This is a genomic window from Janthinobacterium rivuli (assembly GCF_029690045.1).
GTDB lineage: Bacteria > Pseudomonadota > Gammaproteobacteria > Burkholderiales > Burkholderiaceae_D > Janthinobacterium > Janthinobacterium rivuli.
The window spans coordinates 5,620,047-5,637,218 of record NZ_CP121464.1 but is presented as its reverse complement, the minus strand read 5'-3'; the positions used below and the strand labels follow the sequence as shown (position 1 = coordinate 5,637,218).

Below are 17,172 nucleotides of genomic sequence, written 5' to 3'. Positions count from 1 at the left end.
CCTGTAAAATTGCCCGATGGATAATATTACGCATTCGGTCATCGGCCTCGGGGTCGGCGAACTGGTACACCGCAGCCTGCCGCCCGAGCCGCAGCTACCCGCACAGCGCACCCGGCGTGCGCTGTTTCTGTTTTCGGCATGGTTTGCCAGCAACGCGCCCGACCTGGACCTGGTGCTGACAAAACTGTTGCCGCGCCCCTTCGGCTACATGTTGCACCACCGTGGCCACACGCACACCTTGCTGCTGGCTTTGCCGCAGGCGCTGCTCTTGCTGGCCTTGCTGTGGCTGCTATGGCCCGGCGCGCGCCGCTTGCTGAAAAACAGCGTGCCCGCCCGCATCGGCCTGGCGGCCTGTCTGCTGCTGGGATTCTGCTTGCACATGGGCATGGATTTCCTCAATTCCTATGGCTTGCACCCGTTTTATCCGTTCGACAGCCGCTGGCTGTATGGCGACATGGTCTTCATCGTCGAGCCCATGTTCTGGGTGCTGCTGGGCGTGCCCGTGATCATGTCCTTGCGCTACGGCATCGTCAAAAGCGTGCTGCTGGCGGGGCTGGCGGCGGCCCTGTGTTTCTTCACCTATAAAACCTATCTGGCGCCGGCCTCGCTGGCCGTGCTGCTGGGGCTGGGCGCGATCCTGGCCGTGCTGCAAGGGCGGGCCGGCGAACGGGGGCGCGGGCCGCTGCTGCTGGCTTTCGCGCTGGCCACCACCTTCATCGGTACGCAGGGCGTGGCTTCGGCCCTCGGCCGTACGCGCATCGAGGCGGCCGTGCAGCGGCTCGATCCCGGCACGCGCGTGTGGGACGTGTCGATGACGGCGTTTCCCAGCAACCCGCTGTGCTGGATCTACGTCTCGCTCGACAGCAAAACGGACGTGTACACCTTGCGGCGCGGCACCCTGAGCCTGCTGCCCGCATCGCTGGCGCCCGCCGCCTGCCCGGCCGGCCTGACCGAAACCAGCAGGCAGGGCCGGCAACTGGCGCCCGGCATTGCCGTCTCCGCCCAGGCGGCGGGTAGCCTGGCCGCCTTGCGTGCCTTGCAGGAAGACAATTGCTATGTCGACGCCTGGTTCCGCTTTGCCCGCATGCCCAGGTTGAATGCGGACAAGCTGACGGACGTGCGTTTCAACCCCGGCATGCTGCCAAATTTCACCACCGTGGAACTGCAGCAGTTCCGCAACCGGCCGTGTCCCGCCTACGTGCCGGGCTGGGACCGCCCCCGCGCCGACATGCTGGCGCCGCCGAAATAGACAGCGGAGATGTTGCTCCTGGGAAAAAATATCGCGTGTGCGCCTGTTTTGCCACGGTTCAGCATGCAATAATTGCCAATTCGGCATGGATATCATTGAGTTAGGATTATTTTGGAAGAGCAACACGCCTTACCGTATTTGCGGGAAACCCTGCTGTTTCTCGCCCTGGCCGGGATTTTTATTCCGCTATTGCAACGCCTGAGAGTCAATCAGGTGCTCGGCTTCCTGGCCGTGGGCGCCCTGTTCGGCCCGTTCGGCTTCGGCCTGTGGGCCGGCGACTTCACGTGGCTGACGTATTTCTCGTTCGTGCGTGCCGAGCAGGTGAGCGGCCTGGCCGAGCTGGGCGTGATGTTTTTGATGTTCATGATCGGCCTGGAACTGTCGACGGAACGGCTGTGGGCGCTGCGGCGCTGGGTATTTGGCGCGGGCGTGGGGCAGGTGGCCGTCAGCGCCTGCCTGATCGGCGGCGTCGCGTATTACTTTGGTCTGTCGCTGGAAGCGTCCATCGTGCTGGGCCTGGTGCTGTCGCTGTCGTCCACGGCCGTGGTGATGCAGTTGCTGACCGACCAGCGCTCGCTGCAGACGCCGGCCGGCCAGGCGGGCTTTTCCATCTTGATGTTCCAGGATTTGATGGTGGTGCCGCTGTTCATCCTGATCGACGTGTTCGCCAGCGGGCGCAGCGACGACCTGGCCTATCTGCTCAGCTTTGCGGCCGTGAAGTCGGCCGGCGCCATCCTGCTCATCTATCTGCTGGGGCGCAGAGTGATACGCCCCCTGTTCCAGTTTTTCGTCAAGAAACGCCAGCCCGACGTCTTCATGGCATTGACCCTGCTCAGCACCCTCGGTATCGCTGGCCTGACTTATCTGGCGGGCTTGTCGATGGCGCTGGGCGCCTTGCTGGCCGGCTTGCTGCTGGCGGAAACGGAATTTCGCCATGAAGTGGAAGTGACGATCGAACCGTTCAAGGGCTTGTTGATGGGTCTGTTCTTCATGTCCGTGGGCATGCAGATCGACGTGCGCGAAATCCTCAAGTCGCCCGTGTTGATTCCGCTGGCAGTGCTGAGCCTGTTTGCGGTGAAAACCCTGGTCATCAGCGTGATTTTCCGCATTGGCGGCTTTCACTGGGGACGCGCCGTGGAAACGGGCGTGCTGCTGGGGCAGGGCGGCGAGTTCGCCTTTATCGTTGTCGCGTATGCGCTCGGTACCAAGCTGATCGGCCCGCAGGTGGCGCAATTCGTCATGCTGGTGGTGGGCCTGAGCCTGTTCGCCACGCCGGCGCTGGCCAAGGCGGCGCGCGCGTTCGGCAACTGGTGGGAAAAGCGCCACCACCATCAGCTGGCCGACCTGGCGCACGGCGCGCCGCCGCCGCAGGGCAGCACCGTCATCATCGCCGGATTCGGCCGGGTGGGGCAATTGCTGGCCAAGGTGCTGACGGAGCAGGATATCGCCTACGTGGCGATTGAAAATGATGCGCGCCTGGTGACGACCCTGCATCCGCGCGGGTTTCCCGTGTATTTCGGCGATGCGTCGCGCGCGGAACTGTTGCAAAAAGTCAATGCGGACCGGGCCGCCGCCGTCGTGCTGACCATGGATCATGCGGCCTCCGTGCTGCATGCCGTCAAATCGATCCGCCGCGAATATCCGCAGCTGCCCGTGTATGCGCGGGCCCGTGACGAGGCGCATGCCGTGGCCCTGATACAGGCGGGCGCCACCCTGGTCGTGCCCGAGGCGCTGGAGTCCGCGCTGCAGCTGACGGCCACCGTGCTGCACACGGTGGGCCTGTCGGAAGCGCGCACGACGGACATCGTGCAAGCCGAGCGCGAGCGGCGCAATGCCGTGCTGCTGGCGAAGAAGCTGTCGTAGTGTTGTTGTCAGGCAATCGTGCGTGTCGCCGTGCTTTGTAAATTATCTATACAATAATAGTATATGAGCACACTATCCACATGAAAGCCGCGACGAAGAGCGGAGCGGCGCCCCTGACGCCGCAGCAGCTGGCGGCGCAGGAAACGCAGCAAAAATATGGCAAGCCCGAGCGGGGCTGGCGCGAGCAGGTGTACACCGTCATTTTCGAGGCGGAAACGCGCACGGGCCGCGCCTTCGATTTGCTGCTGATCGCCGCCATCCTGATCAGCGTGACGGTGGTCGTGCTCAGCAGTGTCGCCTCCGTGGCCGAGCGCTATGGCACCTGGCTGACGGCGCTGGAATGGTTTTTCACCATTTTATTTACCATCGAATACTTCGCCCGCCTGGCGTGTCTGCAACATCCGGTACGCTATGCCAAGAGTTTTTTCGGCGTTATCGATTTGCTGGCCATCGTGCCGACCTACATCGGCTTGCTGCTGCCGGGCGCGCACGTGCTGATCGACGTGCGTATTTTGCGCCTGCTGCGCATGTTCCGTATCCTCAAGCTCACGTCGTATGTGCATGAATACACGGTGCTGGGGCGTGCCTTGCTGGCCAGCCGGCGCAAGATCCTCATTTTCTTGTCTTTTGTCATGATGGTGGTCTTTCTGTTGGGTACTGTGATGTACGTCGTGGAAGGGCCGGAGAACGGTTACAGCAGTATCCCCACGTCGATTTACTGGGCCATCAGCACCATGACCACGGTGGGTTTCGGCGATATCACGCCGAAGACCGACATCGGGCGCACCATCGCTTCGCTGATGATGTTGCTCGGCTGGGGCATCCTGGCAGTGCCTACCGGCATTATCAGCGCGGAAATGACGGTACAGCGCAGTTCCAAGCTGGTCACCACGCGTACCTGTCCCACGTGCCTGAAAGAAGGGCTCGATGACGATGCCAACTTTTGCAAGAACTGCGGTGTCGCATTGCCGCCGCTGGCACGTGATTAATTCATAACCATATTTACTTTGTTAAGGCCAACATGATTCCAGTTCGCCTGATCGCGACGGGCAAAGCCGTGCCGTCGCACAGCGTTACCTCCGCCAGCCTGGACCTGACACTGGGCCATCCGGCTGGCTATACCTTGCGCAAGAGCGGGGTGCTGTCGCGCTTTGTCGCCGCGCCCGATGAATCGCAAAGCCAGCTGGGCGCCGCCGCCCTGCTCGACGCGCTGAAGAATGCCAGCCTGCGTCCGGCCGACATCGACTTGCTGATCTGCGCCAACGGCGTGCCCGAGCAGGCGTTGCCGAACACGGCCTGCTTCGTGGCCGAACATGCGGGCTTGCCGCCAGGCACGCAAAGCTTCGACGTCAATGCCAGCTGCCTCAGCTTCATGGCTGCCTTCCGCGTGGCCGCGTCCATGCTGGCCGGCGGCGCCTACCGGCGCATCGCCATCGTCTCGTCCGACCTCGCCTCGCGCGGGGTTGACTGGAGCGAGCCGGAAGCGTCGATGATCTTCGGCGACGGCGCCGCCGCCGTCATCGTCGAGCGGGGCGACGGCAGCGCCGGCATCCGCGCCTACAAGATGGGCACGTATCCGGAAGGGCGGCGCTACTGCGAAATCCGTGGCGGCGGCACCGAGCGCAACCCGCGCAACGGCTGCGAACCGGGCGACTACCTGTTCCGCATGGATGGCAAGGCCGTGTTCCGCCTGGCCGTCAAGGTGATGCCGGATTTCCTCGCGGAACTAATGAAGGAATCGGGCGCGGGACTGGAAAAAGTCGACGTGGTCGTGCCGCACCAGGCCAGCCCGCTGGGACTCGCGCATGCGGCGCGCATCCTCGACGTCCCCGATGCTAAAATCATCAAGATATTTGAAACGCATGGCAACCAGGTGGCCGCGTCCCTGCCCACCGCCCTGCACGAGGCGGTGATGACGGGGCGGGCCGTGGCAGGCCAGCGTTTGCTGATGATGGGCACGGCCGCGGGCCTGACCATCGGCGGCATGATACTTGACCTGTGAAGGTGGTGTGATGAGGCGGATACTGGTCACGGGAGCGACGGGCGGGCTGGGGCGCAATGCCGTGCGCACCCTGCTGGCGCAGGGCGTGGAAGTGCGCGCCACGGGCCGCAACGCCGCCGTGGGCCGCGAACTCGAACGCATGGGCGCGCAATTCGTCGCGCTCGACCTGGCGCAGGCATCGCCGCGCCAGGTCGATGAGCTGGTGCGCGGCATGGACACCGTCTGGCACTGCGCCGCGCTGTCCTCGCCCTGGGGCGCCGAGCGCGACTTCATCGCCGCCAACGTCACGGCCACGGCGCAGCTGCTGCGCGCAGCCGCCAGCCTGCACGTGGCGCGCTTCGTGCACATCTCCACGCCGGCCATCTATTTCGATTACCGCAACCGTTACGAGGTGCCGGAAACCTTCCGTCCCGACGCTTTCGTCAACGCGTATGCGCGCAGCAAGGCGATGGCGGAAAAGCTGGTGCAGGATTGCGTCGACCGCCAGCGCGGCATGACGTGCGTGATCCTGCGCCCGCGCGCCATCTTCGGCCCGCACGACCAGGTGCTGATCCCGCGCCTGGCGCGCGTGCTGGAACAGCGCGGCGGCAAGCTGCCCCTGCCCAACGGCGGCGCGGCCAGCATCGACATCACTTATGTCGACAACGTCGTGCATGCGATGTGGCTGGCCACCGTGCACAAGACCATCGCGTCCGGCGCCGCCTTCAACATCACGAATGGCGAACCGGCGCGCCTGTGCGACATTTTGCGCACCCTGTTCTGCGACCATCTGCAGCAGCCGTTCGAAATCGTCAGCGTGCCTTACCGCGTGCTGGCGTTAGTCGCCCGCCTGATGCAGTTCGCCTCGCGCTTTACCCGCCGCGAACCATCATTGACGCCCTACAGCATCGGCGCGCTCAGTTTCGACATGACGCTCGATAACGCCAAGGCGCGCAAGGTGCTCGGCTACCGTCCCATCGTCAGCCTGCAGGAAGGCATCGCGCTGACGGCGCAGTGGATGCGCCAGGAAGCGGCGGCGCACAAGGTGGGCAAGGAGCGCAATGGCTAGGATCACCGCGTTTCGCGTCGGCCATTGCACCCATCCGTCCTGCATGGTCTTGAAAGGCAGCGGGCTGGCCAGCCGCTGCTTCCCCTCGCGCGCCTACCTGATCGAGACGCGCGCGGGCCTGTACCTGTGGGACACCGGTTACGCCGAACACTTCCGCGCCGCCACGTCGAAAGGCGTATATCGCATGTACGCGTGGGTGACGCCGATTTTCTTCGACGAAAACGAGTCGCTGCAGGGCCAGCTGCGCGCGCATGGCGTGTCGCCCGGCGACATCCACACCCTGCTGCTGTCGCACTTCCATGCCGACCATATCGCGGGCATGCGCGATTTTCCCGGCGCGCGGCTGATGGCCTCGAAAACGGGCTGGGATGCGGTGCGGGGACTGTCCGGCGTGGCCGCCGTGCGCCAGGCCTTCGTGCCTGAACTGCTGCCGAACGATATTGCGGACCGCCTCGATTTCGTGGAAAGCGTGCCCGAAACGGCCCTGCCGTCGGCCCTGCTGCCATTCACGCACGGGCGCGACGTCAGCGGCACGGGCGAGATTTACATCGTCGATTTGCCCGGCCACGCCATCGGCCATCTGGGTGCCTTCGTGCTGCAGGATGGCGGCTGGACCTTGCTGGCGTCGGACGCGGCCTGGGTGCCGGAAAGCTTCCAGCAGCTGCGCGGACCGTCGGAACTGTCTTTCATCATCCAGCACAAGCGCGCGCCGTACTATGAAACCCTGAATCGCCTGCACCAGTTGCACCAGTCGGGCAATGCGCAGATTCGCATCACGCATGAAGACACGCTCGACTATATCGCCGTGGCGGGCCGCCCGTGAAGCGTATTGTCTGGCTGTTGCTATCGTACTGGCGCACGCGCCGCCTGCGTTTTACGGACCGCGCGCAGCTGGAAAGTTACCAGCAGCGGCAGCTGGCCCGTTTCATCGATGTGCTGTGCGCGCGCAGCCGCTACTTTGCCCCATACCGCAACTTGCCGCTGGCGCAGTGGCCGACGATGAACAAGGCGCTGATGCTCGAGCATTTCGATGCCATGAACACGCAAGGGGTGACTTTGGCGCAGGCGATGGACGCGGCCATGGCGGCCGAGCATAGCCGAGACTTCACGCCGGCCGTCGGCGACATCACGGTGGGGCTGTCGTCGGGTACCTCGTCGAAGCGCGCCGTGTTTACCGTCAGCCCGCGCGAAAAGGCCCAGTGGGCGGGCGTGATGCTGGCCAAGGCGCTGCCCGACGGCCTGTTTTCCGGCGAGCGGGTCGCGCTGTTCCTGCGCGCAAACAGCAATCTGTACACGGCCGTGCGCTCGCCGTGGCTGACCTTTGCGTTTTACGATTTGTTCGAACCGTTCGACAGCCTGTGCGCGCAGCTGGCGCGCTATCAACCCTCCGTCGTCGTCGCGCCGGCCCAGGTGCTGCGTCAGCTGGCCTTGCGCGTCATCGACGGCAGCCTGGCGCTGGCGCCGAAAAAAGTCATCTCGGTCGCCGAAGTGCTGGAAGCGCAGGACCGCGCGCTGATCGTGCAGGCGTTTGGCGCCGTGCATGAAATCTACCAGGCCACCGAGGGTTTCCTTGCCAGCAGCTGCGAACACGGCGTGCTGCATTTGAACGAAGAATACGTGCACATCGAGCCGCAGTGGCTCGATGCGGAAGAACGCCGTTTTGTGCCCGTGATTACGGACTTTACGCGCATCACGCAACCCATCGTGCGCTACCGCCTGGACGATATTTTGCTCGCGCGCGCCACGCCATGCCCGTGCGGCAGGGCCACGCGCGCCATCGACGGCATCGAAGGGCGCTGCGACGATATGCTGCTGCTTCCCTCTGCACGCGGCGGTGCGCCCGTCGCCGTGTTTGCCGACGTGCTGACGCGCGCGTTTGCGCAAGCCTTGCCGGCGGACGCCGATTACCGCCTGGTGCAATCGGGCGAAGCGGCCTTGCAACTGCATGCGGCGCTCGACGATGCCGGCCTGGCCGCCCTGCGCGCGCACCTGGCAACGGTGCTGCGCGGCCTGGGCGTGGCTGTCGATAGCCTCGCCTGGACGACGAGCCGCGAACTGCCTCCCTTTGACCCCACCATGAAACGGCGCCGCATCCGGCGTCTTGCCACCGCATGAATCCTTCTTCCATGACCGTACGCAGCCGCCTGCTGCATTTGCTGGCCGGCTGGGGCAGCGTCGGCCTCGTGTATTTTTCCAGCGACTTGCTGCAAGGGCAGGGGGTACTGCTGCCCGAGACGGCCATCGACCGCGCCATCCCCTACAGCGACTCTGCCATCTGGCTGTACCTGTCCTTCTTTATCCTGATCCCGTACGCCTACCTGGCGGCCGATGCGGCCCGCGTGCGCTGGCTGGCACGCGCCATGGCGCTCTCCGCGCTGGCGTGCGGCGTGGTCTTCCTGCTGTATCCGACCACGCTCGCGTATCCGCCCGTGGGCGACGGCAGCGCGTGGAGCACGCAGGCGCTGCGCATGCTGCAGGCGGCGGACTCCACGCAAAACTGCCTGCCGTCGCTGCACGGCGCCCTGACCCTGCTGTGCGTGTGGGCCTTGTGCGACAAACGCCAGCTGCTGCGCTCTGCGCTGTCCCTGGTGCTGGGCGCGGCCATCTGCTACGCCATCATCGCGCTGCGCCGGCACGTGAGCATCGACCTGGCCGCCGGCCTGGCTGTCGGCATCGCTGGCGGCATGCTGGCGAAAATGCAGGTATCCTTGGCTGCCCGCCGCGCCGTTTCCATCAAAACCGCACCATGATGAATCCATTTGCCCTGTCGTTCCTGATCATGCTGGCCTTCGTGCTGGCCGAACTGCTGATACTCAAATGGGTACGCAAGACGCCCGTGCCGTGGAAGGACGTGATCTTCAACCTCAATTCCGGCCATATCCTGATGTGGGTATTTCGCGGCGTGGAAGTGGCGGCCTTCGCCCTGCTGCTGCGCCATGTGAACCTGCACATCGTCGACCAGTGGCCCGTGGCGGCGCAATGGGTGTTCGCTTTTTTTACCTGGGACCTGTGCTTTTACTGGATGCACCGGCTGCACCATAAAATCCCTTTGCTGTGGGCCGTGCACGTCGTGCACCACCAGGGCGAGCATTTCAACCTGTCGCTGGGCGTGCGCAATTCCTGGTATTCCTCGCTGACGAATTTCCCCTTCATCGCCATCCTGGCCGTGCTGGGCGTGCCGCTGGAAATCTTCCTCGTCGTCTCGTCGCTGCATTACACGGTGCAGCTCTATAACCACAATGCGCTGGTGAACAAGTCCGGCATCCTCGATCGTTTCATGATCACGCCGTCGCACCACCGCGTGCACCACGGCACCGATAAACGCTACATCAACCGCAATTTCGGCGGCACCCTGCTGTTGTGGGACCGGCTGTTCGGCAGCTTCCAGCCCGAACTCGAGGGCGTGGAAATGCGCTATGGCGTGAAAGGCATGACGCCCACGCACAACCCCCTGTTGGCCAGCAACGGCAAATTATTTACCTGGCTGCGCGCGCGCTTTCCCCACTGGCAGTCGCGCGGCACTTTCGAGGTGCCCGAACTGTTCATCGGCATCGGCGGCGTGATTCTGTTTGGCCTGGTGATCTATTACGTCAACCACGAAGCGGCGCTGGCCGGCGCGCAGCAGGCGATCCTGTTCGCACTGATCTTCGGCGGCACCCTGGCGCTGGGCGGCTTGTCGGATGCGCGGCGCTGGGGCGCCATCGCCTGGGTGGCCATCGCGCTGGCCATGCCGGCCCTGTACCTGGGCTGGTATGGCGCACGCGATGCGTGGGGCATGGTGTTTTTGACCGCGTTGCTGGCGCATGGCCTCGATGGCGCGCGCCGCCTGTGGTGGCCGGCGGCGGCGGAGACGCGCGCGTGAAGCCTGTGTCTTCCTTGCCGCCGCTGCGCTTCCAGCCCGCCCGCGATTCCGCCTTCCGCCGCGAATTGCGCGCGCGGGCCGATGCCTATCTGGCGGACGAAGGAAAACACCGCTTCGGCGATGCGCGCCTGCATGCGAAAACCTTGTTCCTGGCCGCGCTGACGGTGGGACTGTATGCGCTGGCCTTGAGCGCCGGCGGCACCTGGCCGTTTGTCGCCAGCTATGTCGCTTGCCTGGTCGCGGCCATGGCGCTGGCCATGAATACCCTGCACGATGCGGCCCACAGCGCCGTCTTCCGCCAGGGACGCCTGAACCGCGTGCTGATCCGCCTGGTGGGCTTGCCCGTGGGCGTGGACACGGATTTCTGGACCATCCGCCACGTGCATTTTCACCATACGTATGCCAACGTGGAAGGCTATGACCTCGACACGGAACCCAATCCCTTCCTGCGCCAGACGCCGTTCCAGCGCTGGTCGCCGCAATACCGCTACCAGTACCTGTACTGGCCCGTGGTGGCTGCCCTGTCGCTGCCGTACCTGAACTGGTATGGCGACTGGCTGGACCGCTTCGGCAAGACGCCCGTGGCCGCGCACAGCCGCTTGCAGGGCTGGCGCGGCTGGCTGTCGTTCCTCGGCTGGAAGCTGGGCCACGTGGCGCTGGTGCTGGCGCTGCCCATGTGGGTGCTGCAGCAGCACGGCATCGGCTGGGGCGTGGTGCTGGGCGCGTATTTCGTGGGTCAGATGATCGCCTCGTGCGCGCTGGTGGCGCTGATCCTCGGTACGCACTGGGCCGAAGTGGAGTTTTTCCAGCCGGGGCCAGACGGCACCTTGCCGCATGACTGGTATCAGCACACGTTTTATACGGCCTGCGACTGGACGCCAAAACCGCGCGCCTTGCGCTGGCTCGGTTACTGGTTGGGCGGCTTGAATCTGCACCTGACGCATCATCTGTTCCCCACCTGGAACCATCGCCACTATCCGGCGCTGGCGCGCATCCTGGCAGAACTGGCGCCGCGCCACGGCCTCGTCTACCGCGAACTCGGTTACGGCCAGCTGCACGCCTCGCAGCAGCAATTCCTGCGCGCCATGGGCCAGCCGCCCGCACAGTCCTGACGAATCGCGCTTGACTCGATTTCTGTTTCATCTTACATTTCTGTAACGACAGAAATAAGAGAAAATCATGGAGCTGAGTCCGACCACGCAAAAGTACATTCTCCATTGGGGGGAGATGGGCACCCGCTGGGGCGTCAACCGCACGGTGGCGCAAATCCACGCGCTGCTGTTCCTGGCGAATGAACCGCTGACGGCGGAAGACATCGCGGCCAGCCTGAACGTGGCCCGCTCCAACGTCAGCAACAGCCTGAAGGAATTGCAAAGCTGGGGCCTGGCGCGCATCACGCACGTGATGGGGGACCGGCGCGACCACTTCGTCGCCCTGCAGGATGTGTGGGAAATCTTCAGGGTCATCATGGAGGAGCGCAAGCGGCGCGAGATCGATCCCACCCTGACGGTGCTGCGCGAATGCGCGATCGAGGGCGAGCACGATGCGGCGATACCACCGGCGACCCTGGAACGCATGGGCGAAGTGCTGGCCTTCCTGGAAATGCTCAGCAGCACCTATAGCGACTACAAGAATTTGCCGCCAGCGACCTTGCAGCGCATGCTGTCGATGGGTGGCAAGGTGGCCAAGTTTCTCAGCCCGGACGACAAACCTGGCAAGCGCGCAAAATCATGAACGGCCCGTCCGAAGGAGAACTGTTCAAGAAGGTGATGGGCGCGCAGTGGCTGACCCTGCACCCGGACATCCGCCGCCGCTTCGAGAAAAATCCCGCGCCGGGCCAGCCTTTGTACTACCGGGGTGAGCTCAGTGAACTTAGCAGCTCGCGCCTGGGGAAGTTCCTCGGCTGGCTGACGCGCCCCTTCATCGATGGCGCCCTGATTCCGTATGACGACGCGGATTTCCCCGTCGATATCGAAGTCTATTCGCGCCCCGGCTGCCCCTTCATCTTCAAGCAGCGCACCTACCGCCTGCATGGCCGCGCGCCGATCCGCTTCACTTCCTACATGGCCGAAAGCGCGAAGGGCGAGGTGCTCGAATACGTGGGCCTGGGCCTGGGCATGAAGCTGCTGCTGCACGTGGAAGACGGCAACCTGCACTTCACCAGCGACGGCTATTTCCTCGACCTTTTCGGCTGGCGCCTGCCGCTGCCCGGCGTGCTCACGCCCGGCAAGACCTACCTGTGCCACCGCAACGAGACGCCGCAGCAGTTCAACATCCGCATCGAGATTCGCCACGCCCTGTTCGGCACCACGTTCACCCAGGCCGGCGTGTTCCGCGAGTCCGCCGCACCGGAAAAGGAGACACCATGAATACGCATTTGCTGGCCCTGCAACTGATGGCGGCGCAAGGCTGTTTGGGCGCCTTCGACACCATCTACCACCATGAAATCACGGAAGCGCTGCCGCAAAAGGCGTCGGCGCGCCTCGAATTGACGATCCATGCCACGCGCGCCCTGATCTACAGCCTGCTGTTCGTCGGCCTGGCGGCCTGGGAATGGCATGGCGCCTGGGCCTGGGTGCTGGTCATCGTGTTTGGCGTGGAAATCGTATTGACCCTGTGGGACTTCGTCGTCGAAGACCAGACCCGCCTCTTGCCCGCCACGGAGCGGGTCACGCACACGGTGCTGGCGATTAATGCGGGCGCCTTCATCGCCCTGCTGGCCCTGAACAGCAGCGAATGGGCCAGCTTGCCGACGGCCCTCGTGTGGCAGCCGTATGGCTGGCTCAGCGTCTTCCTCGCTCTGTGCGGCGTGGGCGTGGGCTTGTCCGGCCTGCGCGACGCGTATGCCGTGTGGCAGCTGGGACTGCGCCAAGTGCAGGAGACGGCAGAGCAAGAGGAGAGCCTGCGCTTTGCCAGCACGCCGCAGTCCGTGCTGGTGACGGGCGCCACGGGTTTTATCGGCCAGCAGTTGGTCAGCGCCTTGCTGGCCGACGGCCATGCGGTGACGGTGCTGACGCGCCAGCCGAAACAGGCCGCGTGGACGTTCGACGGCCAGGTGCGCTGCATCCAGTCGCTGGACGCCTTATCGGATGCGCAGCGCATCGACATGGTGATCAACCTGGCCGGCGCGCGCATCGTCGGGCATCGCTGGACGGACGCGCGCAAGGCCGCCTTGCGCCGCAGCCGCGTCGCGCTGACGCAGGACCTGGTGGCGTGGATCGCCCGTGCGCAGCACAAGCCAAGAGTGCTGCTGTCGGCATCGGCCATCGGTTACTACGGCGTGCAGCCGCAGGGCGATCCGACGGAATTGACGGAGGAGAGCGCGCCGCAAGCCATCTTCATGTCGCAGCTGTGCCAGGAATGGGAAGCGGCCGCGCGCCAGGCGGAGAAATTTGGCGTGCAGGTGGGCTGCATGCGCTTTGGCCTCGTCTTCGGCCATCAGGGTTCGCTGCCGCAGATGCTGCTGCCGGTCCGCTTCGGCGTGGGCGGCCCGCTGGGCAGCGGCAAGCAGTGGGTCACGTGGGTGCATGTGCGCGACGTGATCCGCGGCATCGCCCATCTGGCGCGCCGCAGCGAAGAGCAGGCAGTGGGCGGCGCGTATAACTTCTGCGCGCCGGAAGCTATCGCGCAGCGTCGCTTCGCCCAGGTGGCGGGCGCCGTGCTGCACCGCCCCAGCGTCATGCCCACGCCGGCCTTGCTCATGCGCGCCTTGCTGGGCGAGCAGGCCGATTTGCTGGTGGAAGGCCAAAGGGTCGCACCGCGCCGTTTGCTGGCCGACGGCTTTGTCTTCCGCTACCCGCAGCTGGAAGGGGCGCTGCGCAGCCTGTAGCCTGGCGTAGAATGGGCCATTGGGATGCCTTGGAGCACAATCTATGCCCCGCTTCAGCCATACGATAGACAGCCATGTTTACCAATTCGCCAGCCTGAAAGAGCTGCTGACCAAGGCCTCGCCGCTGCGTTCGGGCGACGTGCTGGCCGGTGTGGCGGCCGCCAGCGCGCGCGAGCGGGTGGCGGCGCAGCTGGCGCTGGCCGACGTGCCGCTGTTGACATTTCTCAATGAAGCGCTGGTGCCGTATGAAGAGGATGAAGTCACGCGCCTGATCATCGATAGCCACGAGCGTGCCGCCTTTGCTCCCATCGAGCACTTGTGCGTGGGCGACTTTCGCGACTGGCTGCTCGATGACGCGACAGATACGCCAACGCTGGCGCGCGTCGCCGCCGGCATCACGCCGGAAATGGCGGCCGCCGTCTCAAAAATCATGCGCTTGCAGGACCTGGTGCTGGTGGCCCGCAAGTGCCGGGTCGTCACGGCCTTTCGCAATACCCTGGGCCTGGAAAACCGTCTGTCCACGCGGCTGCAGCCGAACCACCCGACGGACGACGCCACGGGGATTGCCGCCTCCATTCTCGATGGCCTGCTGCTGGGCAGCGGCGACGCCGTGATCGGCATCAATCCCGCCACCGACAATGTGGCGCAGGTGGTGTCGCTGCTGCACCTGCTCGACGCCGTCATCGATCAATATCAAATTCCCACCCAGTCGTGCGTGCTCACGCACATTACCAATACCATCGAGGCGATACGCCGTGGCGCGCCCGTCGACCTCGTGTTCCAGTCGGTGGCGGGCACGCAGGCGGCCAACCGCAGCTTCGGCATCGACTTGTCCCTGCTGGCCGAGGGGCAGGCGGCGGCCCTGTCGCTGGGGCGCGGCATGGTGGGCAACAACGTCATGTATTTCGAGACGGGGCAGGGCAGCGCGCTGTCGGCCGGCGCCCACCACGGCATGGACCAGCAGACGTGCGAGGCGCGCGCCTATGCGGTGGCGCGCGCGTATCAGCCGCTGCTGGTCAATTCCGTCGTCGGTTTCATCGGCCCCGAGTACCTGTACGACGGCAAGCAGATCATGCGCGCGGGGCTGGAAGACCATTTCTGCGCCAAGCTGCTCGGGCTGCCCATGGGCTGCGACGTGTGCTACACCAACCATGCGGAAGCGGATCAGGACGACATGGACGCCTTGCTGACCATGCTGGGCGTGGCCGGCTGCAATTTCATCATGGGCGTGCCGGGCGCGGACGACATCATGCTCGGCTACCAGAGCACTTCGTTCCACGACGCCCTGTATGCGCGCCGTGTGCTGGGCCTGCGTCCGGCGCCCGAATTCGCAGCCTGGCTGGCGCGCATGCGGATCACGGATGCGCAGGGCCGCTTGAGCGAAGCGCTGGCGCCGGCTTTCCATGCGGCCCTGCTGCGCCTGGACGACTAGGAGGACGCATGGACGAAACCAACCCTTGGCAGGCCCTGCGCGCGCATACGGCGGCGCGCATCGCGCTGGGGCGCCGTGGCGTCAGCGTACCGACCAGCGCGCAACTGGCGTTCCAGCTGGCCCACGCGCAGGCGCGCGACGCCGTGCACCTGGCGCTCGATGGCGAAGCCCTGGCGCGCGACTTGGCCGCGCAAGGGCAAGACTGCGTGCAGCTGCACAGCGCGGCCACCACGCGCGCCGACTATCTGCAACGGCCCGACCTGGGGCGCCGCCTCGACGACGCTTCGCGGGCGCGGCTGGTCGGAGGTAGCAAGGGAGTCGACCTGGCACTGGTGGCGGCCGATGGCCTGTCGGCGCTGGCCGTGCAGCGCCATGCGGCGCCGTTCCTGGCCGCCTTGCGCGAGCGGCTGGCGCGGGAAGCGTGGACGCTGTCGCCGCTGCACATCGTGGCGCAGGGGCGAGTGGCCGTCGGTGACGAGGTGGGTGAGTTATTGCAGGCGCGCGCCGTGCTGGTGCTGATCGGCGAGCGGCCGGGCTTGAGTTCTCCGGACAGCCTGGGCCTGTACCTGACGTGGGCGCCCAAGGTGGGCTTGCTGGACGAGCGCCGCAACTGCATTTCGAATGTGCGTCCCGAGGGGCTGGCGTATGCGCAGGCGGCGTACCGGCTGCATTATCTGCTGTCGCAGGCGTTCAGCCGGCAGCTGTCTGGCGTGGCATTGAAGGATGAAACGGTGGAAGAGGGCGCGGCCCTGGCGGGCACGCGCAACTTCCTGCTGGCGTGATCAGATTTCGCGGATTTCATCCAGCGGCCAGCGCGGGCGCACGTTGAACGAGTAATCGTGCTTGGCGGCGTCGGGATTGATCTGCAGGCGCATGGCGCCGGCAAAGGCGATCATGGCGCCGTTATCGGTACAGAACTCCAGCTCCGGGTAATACACTTTAAAACGCTTCTTGGCGGCCGCCGCGTTGAGCGAGGCGCGCAGTTGCGTGTTGGCGCCCACGCCGCCGGCGATCACCAGGCGTTTCAAGCCCGTGTGCTTGAGGGCAGCCACGCATTTGGCCGTCAGCACGTCGACGATGGCGTCGACGAAGCCGCGCGCGATATTCGCCTTGTCCTGTTCGCAGATGTTCGCGATGACTTTTTCTTCATGGTTTTTCACCACCGTCAACACGGCCGTCTTCAAGCCGGAAAAGCTGAAGTTGAAATCCTTCGAGTGCAGCATCGGGCGTGGCAGTTTATAGGCCAGCGGGTCGCCGAATTCGGCCAGGCGCGAAATGGCGGGGCCGCCCGGATAACCGAGGCCCAGCAGCTTGGCCGATTTGTCGAACGCTTCACCGGCCGCATCATCGAGCGTTTCGCCCAGCATCGTGTACTGTCCCACGCCATCGACGCGCATCAGCTGCGTGTGACCGCCCGACACCAGCAGGGCGATGAAGGGGAATTCCGGCGGCTCGGACGCCAGTAACGGCGACAGCAGATGGCCTTCCAGGTGATGGATGCCCAGCACCGGCTTGTTGATGGCCAGGCCCAGGCTGCAGGCAACGGAGGAACCGACCAGCAGCGCGCCGGCCAGTCCCGGACCCTGCGTGTAGGCGATGGCGTCGATTTCGGGCAGGGTGATGCCGGCCTTGGCCAGGGTTTCTTCCAGCAGGGGGATGGCGCGGCGGATATGGTCGCGCGACGCCAGTTCCGGCACCACGCCGCCATATTGCTCGTGCATGGCTACTTGCGAGTAGAGGGCGTGCGACAGCAGGCCGCGTTGCGTGTCGTACAAGGCCAGGCCGGTTTCGTCACAGGAGGATTCGACGCCAAGAACAATCATGAAGGTGCTAAATAGGGAGGAGTAATCCGCCATTGTAAAGGAAAGCCGGCCAGTCCACCGTGCG

Annotated in this window: 16 protein-coding genes; 15 read left to right on the top strand and 1 reads right to left on the bottom strand. The window is 65.0% G+C overall.

What is annotated here, in order from left to right; genetic code table 11:
• The first annotated feature begins 16 nt into the window (after positions 1–16).
• The 15 genes from P9875_RS25565 (at position 17) to eutC (ending at position 16,067) form a co-directional block, all read left to right on the top strand.
• Complete coding sequence (locus P9875_RS25565) at positions 17–1,249, top strand: metal-dependent hydrolase (protein ID WP_278316953.1); 1,233 nt, start codon at positions 17–19, stop codon at positions 1,247–1,249.
• 111 nt (positions 1,250–1,360) lie between these two features.
• The gene (locus P9875_RS25560) at positions 1,361–3,112 is read left to right on the top strand and encodes a cation:proton antiporter (RefSeq protein ID WP_099401512.1); all 1,752 of its coding nucleotides are present in this window, start codon (positions 1,361–1,363) and stop codon (positions 3,110–3,112) included.
• 80 nt (positions 3,113–3,192) lie between these two features.
• A complete protein-coding gene (locus tag P9875_RS25555; protein ID WP_278316952.1) occupies positions 3,193–4,101 on the top strand; it encodes an ion transporter in 909 nt (302 codons plus the stop codon).
• 32 nt (positions 4,102–4,133) lie between these two features.
• Entirely contained in the window at positions 4,134–5,114 is a 981-nt protein-coding gene (locus P9875_RS25550) for a 3-oxoacyl-[acyl-carrier-protein] synthase III C-terminal domain-containing protein (RefSeq protein ID WP_099401510.1), read from the top strand.
• Between the two features lie 10 nt (positions 5,115–5,124).
• Entirely contained in the window at positions 5,125–6,162 is a 1,038-nt protein-coding gene (locus P9875_RS25545; protein ID WP_278316951.1) for an NAD-dependent epimerase/dehydratase family protein, read from the top strand.
• A complete protein-coding gene (locus P9875_RS25540) occupies positions 6,155–6,985 on the top strand; it encodes an MBL fold metallo-hydrolase (RefSeq protein ID WP_278316950.1) in 831 nt (276 codons plus the stop codon). The genes P9875_RS25545 and P9875_RS25540 overlap by 8 nt, the downstream gene beginning before the upstream one ends.
• Entirely contained in the window at positions 6,982–8,277 is a 1,296-nt protein-coding gene (locus P9875_RS25535) for a F390 synthetase-related protein (RefSeq protein WP_099401507.1), read from the top strand. Before P9875_RS25540 ends, P9875_RS25535 begins: the two co-directional genes overlap by 4 nt.
• Before the next feature lie 11 nt (positions 8,278–8,288).
• On the top strand, positions 8,289–8,912 hold the full coding sequence (locus P9875_RS25530) for a phosphatase PAP2 family protein (RefSeq protein WP_278316949.1): 624 nt from the start codon (positions 8,289–8,291) through the stop codon (positions 8,910–8,912).
• On the top strand, positions 8,909–10,024 hold the full coding sequence (locus tag P9875_RS25525) for a sterol desaturase family protein (RefSeq protein WP_278316948.1): 1,116 nt from the start codon (positions 8,909–8,911) through the stop codon (positions 10,022–10,024). The genes P9875_RS25530 and P9875_RS25525 overlap by 4 nt, the downstream gene beginning before the upstream one ends.
• Positions 10,021–11,136 (top strand): fatty acid desaturase family protein, encoded by a 1,116-nt coding sequence (locus P9875_RS25520; RefSeq protein ID WP_278316947.1) that lies wholly within the window; start codon positions 10,021–10,023, stop codon positions 11,134–11,136. Before P9875_RS25525 ends, P9875_RS25520 begins: the two co-directional genes overlap by 4 nt.
• 67 nt (positions 11,137–11,203) lie before the next feature.
• A complete protein-coding gene (locus P9875_RS25515) occupies positions 11,204–11,758 on the top strand; it encodes a GbsR/MarR family transcriptional regulator (protein ID WP_219307885.1) in 555 nt (184 codons plus the stop codon).
• Complete coding sequence (locus P9875_RS25510; RefSeq protein ID WP_278316946.1) at positions 11,755–12,393, top strand: DUF4166 domain-containing protein; 639 nt, start codon at positions 11,755–11,757, stop codon at positions 12,391–12,393. Before P9875_RS25515 ends, P9875_RS25510 begins: the two co-directional genes overlap by 4 nt.
• The gene (locus P9875_RS25505) at positions 12,390–13,853 is read left to right on the top strand and encodes a TIGR01777 family oxidoreductase (RefSeq protein WP_278316945.1); all 1,464 of its coding nucleotides are present in this window, start codon (positions 12,390–12,392) and stop codon (positions 13,851–13,853) included. Before P9875_RS25510 ends, P9875_RS25505 begins: the two co-directional genes overlap by 4 nt.
• 43 nt (positions 13,854–13,896) lie before the next feature.
• Positions 13,897–15,285 carry an ethanolamine ammonia-lyase subunit EutB gene (locus tag P9875_RS25500; RefSeq protein ID WP_278316944.1) on the top strand — a complete coding sequence of 463 codons (1,389 nt, stop codon included), beginning with the start codon at positions 13,897–13,899 and terminating at the stop codon, positions 15,283–15,285.
• Between the two features lie 8 nt (positions 15,286–15,293).
• A complete protein-coding gene (gene eutC, locus P9875_RS25495; protein ID WP_278316943.1) occupies positions 15,294–16,067 on the top strand; it encodes an ethanolamine ammonia-lyase subunit EutC in 774 nt (257 codons plus the stop codon).
• On the opposite strand, the gene tsaD is transcribed toward eutC, so the two are convergent.
• Positions 16,068–17,108 carry a tRNA (adenosine(37)-N6)-threonylcarbamoyltransferase complex transferase subunit TsaD gene (tsaD, locus tag P9875_RS25490; protein ID WP_278316942.1) on the bottom strand — a complete coding sequence of 347 codons (1,041 nt, stop codon included), beginning with the start codon at positions 17,106–17,108 and terminating at the stop codon, positions 16,068–16,070.
• Positions 17,109–17,172: the final 64 nt, after the last annotated feature.